A 16,456-nucleotide genomic window follows, 5' to 3' on the forward strand; every position below is an offset into this window, starting at 1 on the left:
CAGGTAATCGATGTCCGCTTCCGCCCCGGTTTCCGCTCCGCCGCCGGTCCCACCGGCAACTGCCACCGCCCGCGCCTCCTCGCCGCTGGCAGGTTTTTTCATTGATCTGGGCATCGCCGCCGTCACCCTGTTCGGGTTGAGCCTGGTGAGTGGTCTGGTCTGGGGGCTCTACCGCGGCATCGTGGTGGGTTATGCCAGCGCCAAATCCGGCGGCGGCACGCCTGATACGGCAGCGGTCGCCCAGCAGCTCGGCCAACCCGGTGCGCTCGGGCAGATCCTGATGGCACTGGTCGCCACCGGTGGCGCAGCGCTGCTGGTGTACTTCTGGCGCCGACCGGCCAACGCTGCCGAACGGCAGCGTTCGCGAGACGCACTCCGTCGCCCCTCCACCTGGGGGTGGACCCTGCTGGTTGCCAGCGCGATCGTGATCGGCAGCAACGGTATCGCCTTCGTGGCCAAGCAGATGGGCATCGAGCCGGTGCCGACAAACCTCGAACTGATGCAGAACGCGGTTGCCCGCTTTCCGCTGTTTCTGACGTTGTTTGCCGTGGTGCTTGCACCCGCCTACGAAGAACTGCTGTTCCGCCGTGTCCTGTTCGGGCGTCTGTGGCAGGCCGGACGGCCGTGGCTGGGGATGATCCTGAGCAGCCTGGCGTTCGCGCTCATCCATGAAATTCCCGGTACCAGCGCCAATGGCCCGGCCGAGATCGCACAGCTGTGGCTGGTCTATGGCGGCATGGGCGCTGCATTCTGCTGGCTGTACCGCCGCACCGGCACCTTGTGGGCGGCGATCGCCGCACATGCACTGAACAATGCCGTGGCGCTTGCAGCCCTGGTGTTTTTCGGGGCAACGTAAGGCGCTGTCCGCTTGACGAAAGATTAAGCAGACCCGTTACACACTGGGCTTCTGAACACGGGGGTGGGTCCATGAAACAACTGCTGCTGGCCATCGTCATCACCACTCTGGTCAGCGCCTGCGCGACCACCACTTCACCCACCGGCCGTCGGCAGATGGTGGGCGGTGTGTCGCAGGCTCAGCTGGACCAGCTGGGTGCGCAGGCGTTCGCCGAAACCAAGCAGAAAGAGAAGATCAGCAGCGACGGCCGCCAGAACGGCTACGTGCAATGCGTGGTCAACGCGCTGGTTGCACAGCTGCCACCACAGTACCGTGGCGTACGGTGGGAAACGGCCGTATTCGTCGACAAGGAACCCAACGCTTTCGCCCTGCCCGGCGGCAAGGTCGGGGTCAACACCGGCATCTTCAGCGTCGCCAAGAACCAGGATCAGCTGGCCGCGGTGATCGGCCATGAAATCGGCCACGTGATCGCCCGCCACCACGAAGAGCGCATCACCCGGCAGATGGGTGCGCAGACCGGATTGGCGGTGCTGGGGGCGTTGGCCGGCGCGTATGGCGGCGAAGGCGCGGCCAGCACGGTCAACCAGCTCGGCGGGATGGGGGCGCAGACCGCGTTCCTGTTGCCCGGCTCACGCACCCAGGAGAGCGAGGCTGACGTAATCGGTCAGCGATTGATGGCCGAGGCCGGATTCAACCCTGCCCAGGCGGTCGATCTGTGGCAGAACATGATGGCCGCCAGTGGCGGTCGCAGCCCGCAATGGTTGTCCACCCATCCCGATCCAGCCAATCGGATCAGGGAGTTGCAGCGTGATGTACCGGCGCTCGGCCCCGTCTACCAGCAGGCCCAGGCGGCCGGACGCCGTCCAAAGTGTGGCTGAGTGCGCAGATTCATGCTGTATTGCAGCACATAAAACGATTTCTCACGCCATCTGTTTCTGATACGTTTGGCGGCTCAGATTTTTCTGACAGTCCGACTTTGCCGCTACCGGCGGTTCGATCGAGGTGAACGATGATTTTCCGTAACCACAAAGCTGTGCTTTCCGTCCTCATCGCCACTGCCCTGACCGGCGCCGTGGTCACCGATGCGTTCGCGCAGTCCTCGCGTTCGTCCGAGCGTGGCAACCGTGGCGGCAAGCAGGCCAAGGCCGAAGTGCTGTTCCCGAACGCGACCCGCCAGGAACCGGCAGCGAAGTCGTCGGCCAAGCTGGGCAGCAAGCTGCAGAAGATGATTGACAGCTACAACAAGGAAAAGTTCCCGGAGACCCGCACGCTGGCCGACGAGATCCTGGCCAACGAAGGCGCCAACGAGTACGACAAGTCGCTGGCCGCGCAGCTCGCCTCCCAGGCGGCCTACCAGACCGACGACACCGCAGCCGCCATCGCCTACCTGAAGCAGGTGCTGCAGTTCAACGGCCTGGACAACAACGGCCACTTCCAGTCCATGCTGATGCTCGGCCAGCTGCAGATCCAGGAAGACAAGACCGCTGAAGGCCTGGCGACCCTGGACAAGTACTTCGCCGAGAGCAAGTCGACCAAGCCGGAAGAGCTGATCATCAAGGGCCAGGCGCTGTACCAGCTGGAGCGCTACCAGGAAGCGATCCCGGTGCTGAAGCAGGCCATCGCCGGCGCTGCCGAGCCGAAGGACAACTGGAACCAGCTGCTGATGGCCGCGCTGGCCGAAGCCGGCCAGACCGGTGAGGCCGTGCAGGCTGCCGAAGCACTGGCCGCCAAGAACCCGAATGACAAGAAAGCGCAGCTGAACCTGGCCAACATGTACATGCAGGCCGACCAGATGCCGAAGGCCGCCGCGGTGATGGACAAGCTGCGCAGCAGCGGTCAGCTCACCGAAGAGCGCGAGTACAAGCAGCTGTACTCGATCTATGCCAACACCGAGAACAAGGAAAAGGACGTCATCGCGGTCATCAACGAAGGGTTGCAGAAGGGCATCCTGAAGCCGGATTACCAGGTCTACCTGGCACTGGCCCAGTCCTACTACTACTCCGACCAGGTGCCGCAGGCGATCGACGCGTGGCAGAAGGCCGCCCCGCTCTCCAAGGACGGTGAGACCTACCTGAATCTGGCACGCGTTTTGCACAGTGAAGGTCGTGTCCCGGAGGCCAAGCAGGCCGCCCAGCAGGCGCTGGCGAAGGGCGTGAAGAACCAGGCGGATGCCAAGAAAATCATCAACCTGAAGTAAGTAGGAATAACGCCTGAACGCCTGCCCAGTTGATGCGCAAGCGCTCAGGATTGGTATAAGCTTGGAGGTTCCTGCGGTGTCATGCACCGCTGATCAGGGATCCCGCCCCCGGGATTCCGGCCCCACTATTGAGCTCTTGGCGCATGACGGAACAACTAGTCGTTCACCGGTACGAACAACCCGATGACAAGGGGCTGAGCTGGCCTCGCATCGTCGGTATCGCGTTTGTAATCGCCCTGCATCTGGCCGCCTTCATGATGCTCCTGATTCCTGCCGTGGCTCCCAAGGCCGTGGCGGAGAAGGAGCGCAACGTCATGGTGACCATCGTCGACGCGCCGCCGCCGCCGCCGCCGCCGCCGCCGCCGCCGCCGCCGCAGGACACCCCGCCGCCGCCGGTGAAGAATCTGTCGCCGCCGAAGCCGTCGCCCGTCCCGCCGCCGCCGCAGGCGCCGGTCGTCGACGTGCCGGAACCGCGCGCGAACGATATCGTCACCCCGCCGTCGCCGCCCGCACCGCCGGCACCGCCGACCTCGATCGAGGCCAGCGTGGACATCTCGTCGAAGGCCATGAATCCGCCGCGCTACCCGCCGGCCGCCTTCCGCGCTGGTATCCAGGGCGAAGTGATCCTGATCATTGATGTCGATGCCAACGGCAACGTCACCAATGTCACGGTGGAAAAGTCCAGCCGTAACCGCGATCTGGACCGTGCTGCGATGGAAGCTGCCCGCAAGTGGCGTTTCAACGCCGCCGAAGCTGGCGGTAAGAAGGCTGCTGGCCGCGTCCGCGTCCCGGTCAACTTTGCGCTGAACTGATGCGCCCGGGTGGCCGCCTGGCCACCCTCGCCTCCAGTTCGATTGTTTAGCTTAGCTACACCCTTTATCACCACACACAACAAAGGTAAGCGTCATGCTGCAGGAAATTTTCATCGCCGCTGCTGCCGGGGGCAATCCGTCCAACGCCCTGTCGCAGATGGGCTTCGAGCATCTGATCCACGAAATGACCACCAAGCCGGGTGATTTCGCGGTTTCCTGGGTCGTGCTGCTGACCCTGGTCGTCATGTCCGCCATGTCCTGGTACTGGACCGTCATCAACATCTTCCGTGCTACCCGCCTGAAGAGCGCCGCTGATCGCGTCGTCAGCCTGTTCTGGGATACCCCGAACGCGCAGGACGCCATCCGTGCAATGGAAGAGCAGCCGGCTTCGGAGCCGTTCTCGAAGATCGCGCTGGACGCTGCCCAGGCTGCTGCGCACCACCAGCGTGCTGAAGGCGGCGCTGTCGGCGGCGTGGGTGAGAACCTGAGCCGTTCGGAGTTCGTCGACCGCGCTCTGCGCCAGGCCGTGACCCGCGAAAGCAACAAGCTGCAGTCGGGCATGACCCTGCTGGCTACCGTCGGTGCAACCGCTCCGTTCGTCGGTCTGCTGGGTACCGTGTGGGGCATCTACGGCGCGCTGATCAAGATCGGTGCCACCGGCTCCGCTTCGATCGACGCCGTTGCCGGCCCGGTGGGTGAAGCACTGATCATGACCGCCATCGGTCTGTTCGTCGCGATCCCGGCCGTGTTCGCCTTCAACTTCTTCAGCAAGATCAACAGCGCGACCATCAGCAAGTTCGATACCTTCGCGCACGACCTGCACGACTTCTTCGCCACCGGTTCGCGCGTCCGCTAATTGCGACGCGCTGTACCCGCGAGAACGTAGTCACCAAGATCTAGACGGAGCCCGTTATGGCTTTCAGTAGTGGTAACAGCGGCGGCCCCATGGCCGACATCAACGTTACGCCCCTCGTGGACGTGATGCTGGTGCTGCTGATCATCTTCATCATCACGGCGCCGCTGATGTCCCACAAGGTCAAGGTGGATCTGCCGGAGGCCAACCTGGTCCAGAAGCCGGACGACACCAACGACCGCAAGGGTCCCATCACCCTGGCAGTCAAGGAAGACGGTTCGATCTACTGGAACGACGAAGAGATCAACAAGCAGACCCTCGAGTCGCGCTTGGCGACCGCCGCCCAGCAGACCCCGCAGCCGCCGTTGAACCTGCGTGGTGACCGCACCACCAAGATGCGTGTCATCAACGAGATGACCAAGATCGCGCAGGAACAGGGCATGCTGGACGTCGGCTTCGTGGCGACCAAAGAGAAGGGGCAATAAGCCATGGCATTCAGTAGTGGTGGTGGCAAAGGCCCCATGGCAGACATCAACGTCACGCCCCTCGTGGACGTGATGCTGGTGCTGCTGATCATCTTCATCGTCACCGCGCCGATCATGACGTATCCGATCGCCGTGGACCTGCCGCAGCGCGTGCTCAACCCACCGCCGCAGTTGGTCGAACCGCCGCCGCCGATCGAGTTGAAGATCGACGCCAGCAACCAGGTCTCGTGGAACAACAGCCCGATCAACGCAAGCGAACTGCAGCAGCGGATGGAGCAGGAGGTCCAGCGTGACCCGACCAACCAGCCGGAACTGCGGATCGATGCCAGCCCGGATTCGGAGTACGACGTGATGGCCAAGGTTCTGGCCGCCGCGAAGAATGCTCAGATGAAGAAGATCGGCTTCGTGCAGCAGTAAATCGCTACACCGCAATACATCAGTCATGACGCGACTGCAGACGCCCCTGGAAACAGGGGCGTCTTTTTTTGTCCGCGGTGGTGGTCTGCCGACCCTACGTCGCCGCTGTTGGTAGGTGTCGACCTTGGTCGACACGTGGATCCACGCCACGCGCGGATGCGTCTTGCTGGGAACGCGCTTGGGAAACAAATGCCTCTGAGCGGTGCGTGTCCCCGCTATGATCGGCGGATGCTCGCCCTCTTCGATTCCGTGCGCCATTGGCTTGATGGCATCGCCCACCTGGGAACGATCCTGGCAGTGGCCTACCTGCTGTACCTGCTCGCCCTGACCGGCTGGATCATGCTGCAGAAGCGCGAGCCGGTGGCCACGCTGAGCTGGATCCTGTCGCTGGCGCTGCTGCCCTACCTCGGCCTCTTCATCTACTACCTGCTGGGGCCGCAGAAGGTGAAGCGGCAGCGACTGCGGCGCGGCCGCGCGCGCTCGGGCATGGAGCACTACAGCGATGTCTGTCCGCCCGATGCCGACTGCACCGAACTGGCCAAGATCGCGCAGGCGACGACGGGTCTGGCGCCAAGCACCGCCACCGAAGTGACCTGGCTGGTCGACGGTGCGGCTACCTACGCTGCGCTGCTGGAAGCGGTGGCGCAGGCACGTGACCACGTGCATCTGGAGTACTACATCTTCAATCCCGACCACGCCGGCACCGCGTTGCGCGATGCCTTGCTGGAACGGGCCCGTGCCGGTGTGCAGGTACGGCTGCTGCTCGACGCGGTAGGTTCTTCCGCCGTGCGCCAGCGCTTCCTGCAGCCGCTGCTGGATGCCGGCGCGGAAGTGGTCTGGTTCCATCCGCGGCAGCTGCTGAAGCCTTTCAAACGACCCTGGTTGAACCTGCGCACGCACCGCAAGCTGGTGATCGTCGATGGCCGGCTGGCGTTCACCGGCGGCATCAACATTACCGACGACGAAGACGAAAGCCGCAACCCGAATGCCTATCGCGATCTGCACATGCGCCTGCGCGGGCACGTGGTGCGCAGCCTGCAGCTGGTGTTTGCCGAGGACTGGTTGTACGCCAGTGGCCAGGACCACTCGCGGTTCGACATCGCCCGGCTGTGGCCGAGCGACATGGCCCTGCGCGGCGACGGCGCGATCGACGCGCAGGTGCTGGTCTCTGGCCCGGATTCGGGATGGGAGACCATCCACCGCCTGCATGTGGCCGCCATCCAGGAAGCACGTGAGCGGGTCTGGCTGGTGACTCCTTACTTCGTACCCGGCGAGGCGGCGCGGATGGCGCTGACGTCGGCAGCGCTCGGCGGCCTGGACGTGCGCCTGCTGGTGCCGAAGATGAGTGACTCCTGGTTCGTCACCCAGGCCGCCCGCTCGTACTTCGACGAACTGCTGCATGCGGGAGTGAAGATCTACGAGTACGGTCCGCGCATGTTGCATACCAAGGCGTTCATCGCCGACGACGATGTCTGCATCGTCGGCAGCGCCAACTTCGATCACCGCAGCTTCCGCCTGAATTTCGAGCTGTCGATGATGATCAGCGATCGTGGCCGGGTAGCGGAACTGTCCACGTTGCTGCAGTCCGAGTTCGAGCGCGCCACCCGCGTACACGACCAGGCAGGGCGCTCGCTGTGGCTGCATCGGTTGCCCGAGGCCTTCGCGCGATTGGCCTCGCCGCTGCTGTGAGGCAGCGCTACACTGCGGCGGTGGCCCGGGGAGACTGACAATGTATTGGCTGTACCTGCTGCTGGCGCTGGGCTGCTTCGCCTTTGCCCTGAAGACACCGAACATGGGGCTGATGTCACTGGCCCTGCTGGCCGCCCTCGCCTTCCTGCTGGCGTGGGTGCGCGGTCGCTACGTGGCACGCTTTGGCGACCTTCAGCGTGATCCGGCGACACTGGTGGACAGCGATGAACTGCGGCGGCTGCGCGAACCGGCCAAGGTGACTCCGACCGATGGCAGCGACCCTCCCTCCCACTCCCCGTAGTCCCGTTCCATGACCCAGCTCAGCGTCAACGTCAACAAGATCGCCGTCCTGCGCAACTCGCGTGGCGGTGCCGAACCCGACGTGGTGCGTGCCGCCCAGGCCTGCCTGGATGCAGGCGCGCATGGCATCACCGTGCACCCGCGACCGGACCGCCGCCATATCACCGCCGAGGACGTGCTGGCACTGTCGGCGCTGACCCGCGCGCGCGGCGTCGAATTCAACATCGAAGGCAACCCGTTCGCGCCGCCGCGCGAGGGTTACCCCGGGCTGCTGCCGCTGTGCGCGCAGACGCGCCCGGCACAGGCCACGCTGGTTCCCGATGGCGATGGCCAGATCACCTCCGACCATGGTTTCGACTTCGAGCGCGACGCGCAGCGACTGCGCCCGCTGGTGGCCGAGCTGAAGGCGATGGGCTGCCGGGTGAGCCTGTTCGTGGATGCCGGCAACCCGCTGCTGGAACAGGCGGCCGAGGTCGGTGCCGACCGCATCGAGCTGTACACCGGCCCGTATGCCGAGGCCCATGCTGCCGGCGACGCCCGGGCCATGCTGGAACTGTTCGCGACGGCCGCGCGCCGTGCACAGGCCGTCGGCCTGGGGGTGAATGCCGGACACGACCTGTCGCAGGACAACCTGCGTGACTTCCTGTCCGATGTGCCGGAGGTGCTGGAAGTGTCGATCGGCCACGCCCTGATCGGCGAGGCGCTGTACGACGGCCTGGATGCCACGGTGAAGGGCTACCTGGCACTTCTGTAGCAGTGCATGGGACTTCCCCTGCAGATTGAAGCCGGAGGACGCGCGGCAGGTCGCCGAATTCCGGCCTGGCATGCGTCCCTGTAGCCGATCTTCCCATCGCAGCTGTTGAGACACCCGTGGCCCATGCTGGCCTGCCGCGGCGATGGCGCGCGCCCGTTCTCAAGCCACGCAACCCTGTGGACAAGTCTGGGGTCAACGTGCGGTCCCATGCGCCTCCGCGCCTACAGCTACGTGAATCCTGGCTGCTTGCGCCGCCTGTGGTTAGCAATAATACTAATACCCCGTAACGGCCGGAGGGCAACATGCAGCATCCCCCTCGCAACGCCCAGGCCGCCATCAAGGGCCGGGGTTCCACGTCCCATCTTGCGGGGCGTTTTGAAAGCACCGTCAGCGAAGCGGTGGACGATGGCTGGGCAGTGGACGAAAGCGAGGAGTTCCTCGCCCCGCGCCTGCGCACCGAAGTACGCGCGGAGACCGCTCGCAGCATCATCAGCCGCAACAACTCCCCGGACGTCGGCTTCAGCCAATCGGTGAATCCGTATCGCGGCTGCGAGCATGGTTGCTCGTACTGCTTCGCGCGCCCCTCGCATGCCTACCTGAACCTGTCGCCCGGGCTCGACTTCGAGACCAAGCTGTTTGCCAAGACCAACGCGCCGCAACTGCTGCGCAAGGAACTGTCGAAGCCGGGCTACGTGCCGCAGCCGATCGCGTTGGGGATCAACACCGACGCGTACCAACCGATCGAGCGCAAGTTCAAGCTGACGCGGCAGCTGATCGAAGTGATGCTGGAGACCAAGCATCCGTTCTCGCTGATCACCAAGAACGCACTGGTCGAGCGCGACATCGATCTGCTCGCACCGCTGGCAGCGGAGAACCTGGTCAGCGTGCATTTCTCGGTGACATCGTTGGATCCGCACCTGTCGGCAAAACTGGAGCCGCGTGCCTCGGCACCCCATGCGCGCCTGCGTGCGATGAAGCGCCTGCACGAGGCGGGCATTCCGGTCGGTGTGATGGTGGCGCCGGTGATTCCGTGGATCAACGACAGCGAACTGGAAGCCGTGCTGGAGGCTGCGCATGATGCCGGCGCCAGTACCGCCGGTTACGTGCTGCTGCGCCTGCCGCTGGAAGTGGCACCGCTGTTCCGCGATTGGCTCGATACCCATCATCCGGATCGTGCCGCGCACGTGATGAGCACCATCCAGCAGCTGCGTGGCGGCAAGGACTACGACAGCCAGTTCGGCACGCGTATGCGCGGCCAGGGCGTGTATGCGGAGCTGTTGAACAACCGCTTCAAGCTGGCGCGCAAGCGTCTCGGGTTCAATGCGCAGAACAGTCACTGGCCGAAGCTGGATTGCAGCCGGTTCGAGAAACCGTTGCCGCCGAAGGTGGATACGCCGCAGGGCAGTCTGTTCTAGGCAGCGGCGGTCACAGCGCGGTGCAACTGGTCAGCCGCCACCGAACAACTTCTGCGCACTCTGGAACAGGATCCAGCTGGTGGCGATGAACTTGTCGCCACCCTGTGGCCGATTCCCGCGATGGGTATGGGTGAACGCGGTCGGCGCAATCAACAGACTGCCGGTGCGCGGTGCGATCTTCCGCCCCTGGAACAGGAACTCGGTTTCGCCTTCGTCGAAGTCGTCGTTGAGGTACAGCGTCCACAGCACATGCCGGTGCAGGGTCTCGGCCTGCGCGTCCTTCGGGTACAGCTCGCAGTGCCAGTACGGGTAACCGCCCTCGCCCGCTGCGTACCACTGCAGGTTGATCGCACCCGGGCGCAGGCAGGTGCGCGCCAGATCCGCCAGCTGCTCCGGCGCCATGTCGGGAAAATCCTCGGCCGACAGGCGTCGCGGCTGGCCGTTGCTGTCCTGGATCTGCAACATCAGCGGCGCGATCAATGCCTGTGGATAACGGCGTAGATAAGTCTGCAGACCGGCAAAAACCGCCTGTTGCAGCTGCTGGTCCACATCCTGCCAGCCCTCCACGCCGCTGATCCGCAGATCCTTGCTGTGCTTGAGTTCCGGGAACACACCGCTGCCCACCGCACCGGGTTTCAGGCCCTGGCTTGCACGCATGCGGGCGACGATCGCACCGCATACGTCGTTGGGGACGGCGTTGTGGATGACCTCGATGAAATCGACAGGGCGCGGCTCGTGCATGCGTGCATTCCTTCGACGGCAAGGGCTTGATGGTGCCGTTTGCCACTGCTGCTGTCACCCTGCGGTCATGTCATCAATCTGCCATGACCGCTGTAGGGATGGCCGCGGTCAGACGCTTTTCGCGTCATGCTCCTGGTGATAACGCACGGCCTCGGCAACCTCTTCGCGCGAACCGAGGAACACCGGCACGCGCTGGTGCAGCTGGTCGGGTTGCAGGTCGGTGATGCGCTCGCGACCGGTCCAGGCCGCACCGCCCGCCTGCTCCACCAGCAGGCCCATCGGGTTGGCTTCGTACATCAGGCGCAGCTTGCCGGCCTTGCCCGGTTCCTTCTTGTCCCACGGGTAGATGAAGATGCCGCCGCGGGTCAGGATGCGATGCACGTCGGCGACCATGCTGGCGATCCAGCGCATGTTGAAGTTCTTGCCGCGCGGGCCTTCCTTGCCGGCCAGCAGATCTTCCACATAGGCCTGCATCGGCGCTTCCCAGTGGCGCTGGTTGGACATGTTGATGGCGAACTCCTGGGTGGCCGCCGGAATCTGCATGTTCTCGGTGGTCAGCAGGAACTCGCCGGTTTCGCGGTCGAGGGTGAAGGCGTGGGTACCGTGGCCGACGGTCAGCACCAGCTGCGTGCTGGGCCCGTAGATGCAGTAGCCGGCGGCGATCTGCTTGCTGCCCGGCTGCAGGAAGGCGTCATCGCCAGGCAGTTCGACGTTGGTCGGGCAACGCAGCACCGAGAAGATGGTGCCGACGGAGACGTTGACGTCGATGTTGGAGCTGCCATCGAGGGGATCGAACAGCAGCAGGAAATCGCCGCGCGGGTAGATGTCAGGCACCGGCTGGCTGTGGTCCATTTCCTCCGATGCGCAGGCAGCAAGGTGACCGCCCCAGGCGTTGGCTTCCAGCAGGATCTCGTTGCTGATGACATCCAGCTTCTTCTGCGCTTCGCCCTGCACGTTGCCGGTGCCGGCCTCGCCGAGCACGCCACCGAGGGCGCCCTTGCTGACGGCGATGGAGATGCTGGTGCAGGCGCGGGCGACGACCGCGATCAGCTGGCGCAGGTCGGCGTTGATGCGGCCGGCGTGCTGCTGCTGGATCAGGAAGCGGGTCAACGAGGTACGGGACATGGGCGGGCAGGTCTCGGCAACGGGAAAACACCTATTGTCGCTGGTCTGACTTGCGCGTGGGTGAGCGGGGAAGGCGTAATCGTTTCCAGATGCGTTGCGCTGCAGAAGCGGGGCGCTCTGCTTCTGTAGAGCCGAGCCCGCGCTCGGCTGCTCTTCGTCCGTCACGCCGCGCAAGCCGAGCGCAGGCTCGGCTCTACAGCAACCCTTGGCGAAACCAGGACCCAAAAACAAAGGCGCCTTGCGGCGCCTTTGTTTTCAAACCACTGGAGGGGTGCTTCAGCCCTTGGCGACGGTGGCCACGGCCTTGGCGACGTATTCCAGGTTGTTCTGGTTCAGCGCGGCCACGCAGATGCGGCCGGTGCCCACGGCGTAGATGCCGAACTCGTCGCGCAGGCGCTCGACCTGTTCGCGGCTCAGGCCGGAGTACGAGAACATGCCCGCCTGTTCGTTGATGAAGCCGAACTGCGGGGCACCGGCGGCGGCCAGCTTCTCGACCAGGCCCTGGCGCAGGGCGTGGATGCGCTCGCGCATCTCGGTCAGTTCCTGCTCCCACATCGCGCGCAGTTCCGGGTTGGTCAGCACACCGGCAACCAGTGCAGCACCGTGCGTGGACGGGCTGGAGTAGATCGTGCGGATCACGCGCTTGACCTGCGACTGCACGGCCTTGGCGTCAGCGGCGGTCGGCGCCACCATCGACAGCGCACCCACGCGCTCGCCATACAGCGAGAACGACTTGGAGTACGAGTTGGCGACGATGAAGCTGTCGATGCCGGCCTCGGCGATGATGCGCACGGCGGCGCCGTCCTGCTCGATGCCCTTGTCGAAGCCCTGGTAGGCCATGTCGATGAAGGGGAACAGCTGGCGATCCTTCAGCAGCTGCGCGACCTGCTTCCACTGGCTGACGGTGAGGTCGGCGCCGGTGGGGTTGTGGCAGCAGGCGTGCAGCAGCACCACGGTGCCCGCTTCCAGCTTGCCCAGGTCGGTCAGCAGGCCGTCGAAGTTCACGCCATGGGTGGTCGGGTCGAAGTAGGTGTAATCGACCACCTCGAAACCAGCGGCGCTGAACACGGCGCGGTGGTTTTCCCAGCTCGGGTTGCTCAGCGCGACGGTGGCGTGCGGCAGCAGCTTCTTCAGCACGTCGGCGCCGACGCGCAGCGCACCGCTGCCACCGACGGTCTGTGCGGTGGTGACGCGGCCGGCGGCCAGCAGCGGCGAATCCTTCCCGAACACCAGCTCACGGGTAGCCTGGGTGTATGCCGGCAGGCCATCGATCGGCAGGTAGCCGCGCGGTTTGGCTTCGTTGGCGAGCTGCTGCTCGATCTGCTTGACGGCGCGCAGCAGCGGAATGCGGCCGCTCTCGTCGTAGTAGATGCCCACACCCAGGTTGACCTTGGTCGGGCGGCTGTCGGCGTTGTACGCCTCGGTCAGGCCTAGGATCGGGTCGCCTGGGACCAGTTCCACGTTTGCAAAGAAGGACACGGCGGTACTCGTTCGGTAGACGGAAAGGGGGAGGAATTGCGCCACGCGGCTTGCGGCTTTTCGGCCGGAAACAGCCCATCGTAACAAAGCCTGCCGGGGCTGGCCGCCGCCATCGTCATCCGCCTGCCCGTACCATGGCGTGCGTTGCCGCTCGAGCCATAACCTGAATCATGAATTCCGCTGCACGACGTCATTGCCTGCCGCTGTCCGCCCTGCTGCTGTCGCCTTTTTCGGTGGCGGCCGCGCCCTCGCCCACCGCACTGCCGGCGGTGCAGGTGCAGGCCGTGCGGGTGCCGGGCGTGGATCCCTTCGCCCTGCCCGCCAGCCTGGATACGGTGTGGATCGATGCCGACCGTAGCGGCCCCAATACGCAGCTGTCCGAGGCGCTGGGCGGGGTGCCGGGCCTGCTGGCCCGCGACCGGCAGAACTTCGCGCAGGACACCCAGCTGTCGATCCGTGGCTTCGGCGCCCGTTCGACCTTTGGCGTGCGCGGGGTGCGGGTGCTGATTGATGGGGTGCCGGCGACCATGCCCGACGGCCAGGGCCAGCTGTCGCACGCCAGCCTGCTCGGTGCCGAGCGCATCGAGGTGCTGCGTGGGCCGTTCTCCGCGCTGTACGGCAACTCGTCCGGGGGCGTGCTGCAGGTGTGGAGCGCGCAGGGCCAGGCCGGTGACCCGTGGCGGCTGCGGGTGAATGCCGGTGCCGACAACACGCTCAGCGTCGGCGCGCAGCTGCGTGGGGCAGGCAAGGGCATCGATTACAACGTGGCCGCCAACCATTTCAGTACCGATGGCTGGCGTGACCATAGCCGTGCGCGCCGCGAATCGTTGAACGCGCGGCTGGGCACCGAGCTCGCTGGCGGCCGCCTGGAACTGCTGCTCAACGCGCTGCACGCGCCGAACGCGCAGGACCCGCTGGGGCTGACCCGCGCGCAGGTGGCGGCCGACCCGCGCCAAGCCACGGCGGTGGCCCACCAGTACAACACCCGCAAATCGGTTCGCCAGCAGCAGGCCGGCCTGCGCTGGACCCGGGAAGCCGGCGCGCAACGCTGGCAGCTGATGGGCTACGCCGGGCAGCGCGCGGTGACCCAGTACCTGCCGATTCCGCCGGGACCGCAGGCCAACCCATTGCACGCCGGTGGTGTGATCGACCTGGATGGCGGCTACGGCGGGCTGGACGCGCGCTGGGGCTGGAACGGCGATCTGTGGGGGCGCCCGCTGGATCTGGTGGTGGGCGTGAATGCCGATCGCCAACGCCAGCACCGCACTGGCTACGAGAACTTCATCGGCAGCACCGTGGGGGTACGCGGGCGCCTGCGCCGCGACCAGATCGACATCGTGCAGAACGTGGACCAGTTCGCGCAGGCGTGGTGGCAATGGAGCCCGCGCTGGTCGCTGCTCGCCGGAGTCCGCCACAGCACGGTGCGCTTCGAATCGGATGATCGCTACATCGTCGGGCGCAACCCGGACGACAGCGGCCGCCGCCGCTACCAGGCCACCACGCCGGTGGCGGGTGTCAGCTTCGAGGCAAGCCCGCAGTGGCGTCTGCACGCGGCCGTGGGCCGTGGATTTGAAACCCCGACGTTCAATGAACTGGGCTACCGCGCCGATGGCCAGGCCGGGCTGGCGCTGGATCTGGCGGCTGCCCGCAGCCGCAGCCTGGAAGTGGGCAGCAAGTGGCATGCGCAGGATGGAAGGCAGCTCGATGTCAGCGTGTTCCGCGCAGATACCGACGATGAGCTGGCCGTTGCCAGCAACACCAACGGTCGCAGCACGTACCGCAACATCGGCCGCACCCGCCGCCAGGGTGTGGAGCTGCAGTACCGGCAGCCGCTGGCCGAGCAGCTGGAGCTGCAGCTGGCCTGGACCTGGCTGCAGGCGCAGGTGCGCTCGCCCTACCTGGCCTGTGCGGCCAGCAACTGCGCCGTGCCCGACACCGTGGTTGCCGCCGGCAGCCGCCTGCCCGGCGTGCCCCGGCAGCAGGCGCATGCCCGCCTGCAGTGGTCGCCGGGGGACTGGCAGTGGGCGCTGGAAGCTGCCGCCAGCAGCGACGTGGTGGTGAACGACATCGCCACCGAGCGTGCGCCGGGATACGCGCTGCTGAACCTGGAAGCCGGCCGCAGCTGGACGCTGCAGTCCGGTGACCTGCGCGCATTCGCGCGTATCGACAACGTGCTGGACCAGCGCTACATCGGCTCGGTGATCGTCAATGACGGCAACGGCCGGTTCTTCGAGCCGGGGCCGGACCGCCGCGCCAGCGTCGGCCTGCAGTGGTCATGGCGCTGAAGCGGTAGTGCCCCGGCCGCTGGCCGGCATTGCTCCGTGCAGGAGTCAACGTTGCCGGCCAGCAGCCGGCACGCCCCGTCAATCCGGCGCCTTGGCCGGCACGAACGGCGAGGTCGGGTCGCTGGCCGGGAAGGTCTCTTCCAGCGCCTCGTCCTGGTTGTCGCTGGCGTGCTGCTTGCGCTCGCGCCGCTTCAACGGGCTTTCCTGGCCACCGCGGTTGCGATCGCCACAGTCCTTGCGGTCCTGTGCGGCCTGTTCAGGTCGGCGCACGACGGGCAGTACGCCCTCGTCCGGTGTCGACATGCCGGCGCCACGGTCCTCGGCGTCGGCCAGATCGTGTTTGCCGCGCTGCTCGCCCGGCTCGGGGGTGTGGTTCTCACGCAGGGGGTCACGGGTGGTGGTCATGGGGCATTCCTCCGGTAGGCCTCCACTAGAGCGCGGACGAAGTAAAGCCACTGCGAACCTGGCGTCATGAACATCTTTGTCACGACTGGATAACGGCGGCGCGCGTATTCCTGCCCACCCGCCCCGCTGCAGGAGCCGGCCATGCCCCGTCTTGAACGCCCCGCCCCGTCCGTGTTCAACGCCCTGCTGGATCCGCTTGGCCAGCGCAGCACGCAGCGCCGGACGCGCCGCCTGGAGGATCCGCAGGCGGTGGCGCAGGATTACCTGCAGTACATGCTGAGCGACTACGAGGAACGCCGCGGACAGGGGCATCGCAACTGGCGCGATCTTTGCCCGGTGTATGCCTTCGCACTGACCACCCATGCCGCTGACTGGCCGCGTGGCGGTGAGGCCGATACCAGTGGCGAACTGGCCGAGCACTGGGACCAGATGCGTGGACAGTCGCGCCTGAACTGGGCACAGGCGCAGCCGGTGGTGGAAGATGCCTGGCGCGCGCTGGACCACATCCCTGCCGCTGCGGTGAGGCCATTGCTGCAGTAGTGCCGGCCGCTCGCCGGCAGCGCCTTGAAGCCTGGGGATGCCGGCCAGAGGCCCTACCCGCACGGCGTGCACGTTGTCGACACGGTTGTTTCACGGTAGCCGG

17 protein-coding genes are annotated in these 16,456 nt (G+C 65.8%); 13 read left to right on the forward strand and 4 right to left on the reverse strand.

Translation table 11 applies throughout. From position 1 onward, the window contains the following. Positions 1 to 10: 10 nt before the first annotated feature. The 11 genes from CR919_RS07120 (at position 11) to CR919_RS07170 (ending at position 9,778) form a co-directional block, all read left to right on the forward strand. Positions 11 to 856, forward strand: coding sequence for a CPBP family intramembrane glutamic endopeptidase (locus CR919_RS07120; protein WP_099819421.1), 846 nt, complete (start codon positions 11 to 13; stop codon positions 854 to 856). Between the two features lie 71 nt (positions 857 to 927). Further along, positions 928 to 1,734, forward strand: coding sequence for a M48 family metallopeptidase (locus CR919_RS07125; RefSeq protein WP_025875555.1), 807 nt, complete (start codon positions 928 to 930; stop codon positions 1,732 to 1,734). Positions 1,735 to 1,865: 131 nt separating this feature from the next. After that, a complete protein-coding gene (locus CR919_RS07130; RefSeq protein ID WP_099819422.1) occupies positions 1,866 to 3,053 on the forward strand; it encodes a tetratricopeptide repeat protein in 1,188 nt (395 codons plus the stop codon). A gap of 254 nt (positions 3,054 to 3,307) precedes the next feature. Next, a complete protein-coding gene (locus CR919_RS07135; protein WP_207761024.1) occupies positions 3,308 to 3,865 on the forward strand; it encodes an energy transducer TonB in 558 nt (185 codons plus the stop codon). A 94-nt stretch (positions 3,866 to 3,959) separates the two neighbouring features. Continuing rightward, positions 3,960 to 4,721: a TonB-system energizer ExbB gene (exbB, locus tag CR919_RS07140; RefSeq protein ID WP_025875552.1), complete on the forward strand. Its 762-nt coding sequence runs from the start codon at positions 3,960 to 3,962 to the stop codon at positions 4,719 to 4,721. Between the two features lie 56 nt (positions 4,722 to 4,777). Beyond that, positions 4,778 to 5,203: a biopolymer transporter ExbD gene (locus CR919_RS07145; protein WP_012509603.1), complete on the forward strand. Its 426-nt coding sequence runs from the start codon at positions 4,778 to 4,780 to the stop codon at positions 5,201 to 5,203. 3 nt (positions 5,204 to 5,206) lie between these two features. Then, positions 5,207 to 5,620, forward strand: a complete 414-nt coding sequence (locus CR919_RS07150) for a biopolymer transporter ExbD (RefSeq protein WP_004132666.1) — start codon at positions 5,207 to 5,209, stop codon at positions 5,618 to 5,620. 228 nt (positions 5,621 to 5,848) lie between these two features. Then, positions 5,849 to 7,309, forward strand: a complete 1,461-nt coding sequence (gene cls / locus CR919_RS07155) for a cardiolipin synthase (protein ID WP_099819424.1) — start codon at positions 5,849 to 5,851, stop codon at positions 7,307 to 7,309. Between the two features lie 40 nt (positions 7,310 to 7,349). Next, a complete protein-coding gene (locus tag CR919_RS07160) occupies positions 7,350 to 7,610 on the forward strand; it encodes a hypothetical protein (protein WP_099819425.1) in 261 nt (86 codons plus the stop codon). A 9-nt stretch (positions 7,611 to 7,619) separates the two neighbouring features. Further along, positions 7,620 to 8,363 carry a pyridoxine 5'-phosphate synthase gene (locus CR919_RS07165; RefSeq protein ID WP_099819426.1) on the forward strand — a complete coding sequence of 248 codons (744 nt, stop codon included), beginning with the start codon at positions 7,620 to 7,622 and terminating at the stop codon, positions 8,361 to 8,363. A gap of 302 nt (positions 8,364 to 8,665) precedes the next feature. Next, on the forward strand, positions 8,666 to 9,778 hold the full coding sequence (locus tag CR919_RS07170; protein ID WP_099819427.1) for a PA0069 family radical SAM protein: 1,113 nt from the start codon (positions 8,666 to 8,668) through the stop codon (positions 9,776 to 9,778). Positions 9,779 to 9,808: 30 nt separating this feature from the next. On the opposite strand, the gene CR919_RS07175 is transcribed toward CR919_RS07170, so the two are convergent. The 3 genes from CR919_RS07175 to CR919_RS07185 all read right to left on the reverse strand — a co-directional run bounded on the left by CR919_RS07175 (position 9,809) and on the right by CR919_RS07185 (position 13,123). Continuing rightward, positions 9,809 to 10,519, reverse strand: coding sequence for a 2OG-Fe(II) oxygenase (locus CR919_RS07175; RefSeq protein WP_099819428.1), 711 nt, complete (start codon positions 10,517 to 10,519; stop codon positions 9,809 to 9,811). Positions 10,520 to 10,627: 108 nt separating this feature from the next. Further along, on the reverse strand, positions 10,628 to 11,644 hold the full coding sequence (locus tag CR919_RS07180; RefSeq protein WP_099819429.1) for a class 1 fructose-bisphosphatase: 1,017 nt from the start codon (positions 11,642 to 11,644) through the stop codon (positions 10,628 to 10,630). Positions 11,645 to 11,920: 276 nt separating this feature from the next. Then, the gene (locus CR919_RS07185; RefSeq protein ID WP_099819430.1) at positions 11,921 to 13,123 is read right to left on the reverse strand and encodes an amino acid aminotransferase; all 1,203 of its coding nucleotides are present in this window, start codon (positions 13,121 to 13,123) and stop codon (positions 11,921 to 11,923) included. A 170-nt stretch (positions 13,124 to 13,293) separates the two neighbouring features. Between CR919_RS07185 and CR919_RS07190 the strand changes: the two genes are divergently transcribed. Further along, positions 13,294 to 15,408: a TonB-dependent receptor gene (locus CR919_RS07190; protein WP_099819431.1), complete on the forward strand. Its 2,115-nt coding sequence runs from the start codon at positions 13,294 to 13,296 to the stop codon at positions 15,406 to 15,408. 78 nt (positions 15,409 to 15,486) lie between these two features. Here CR919_RS07190 and CR919_RS07195 read toward each other — a convergent pair whose 3' ends face one another. After that, positions 15,487 to 15,813 carry a hypothetical protein gene (locus tag CR919_RS07195; RefSeq protein ID WP_025875523.1) on the reverse strand — a complete coding sequence of 109 codons (327 nt, stop codon included), beginning with the start codon at positions 15,811 to 15,813 and terminating at the stop codon, positions 15,487 to 15,489. A gap of 141 nt (positions 15,814 to 15,954) precedes the next feature. Between CR919_RS07195 and CR919_RS07200 the strand changes: the two genes are divergently transcribed. Next, a complete protein-coding gene (locus CR919_RS07200) occupies positions 15,955 to 16,353 on the forward strand; it encodes a hypothetical protein (protein ID WP_025875521.1) in 399 nt (132 codons plus the stop codon). The last annotated feature ends 103 nt before the right edge of the window (positions 16,354 to 16,456 follow it).

Origin of the sequence: Stenotrophomonas sp. LMG 10879, assembly GCF_002750935.1 — a bacterium.
In the GTDB taxonomy this organism is placed as follows: Bacteria; Pseudomonadota; Gammaproteobacteria; order Xanthomonadales; family Xanthomonadaceae; genus Stenotrophomonas; species Stenotrophomonas lactitubi_B.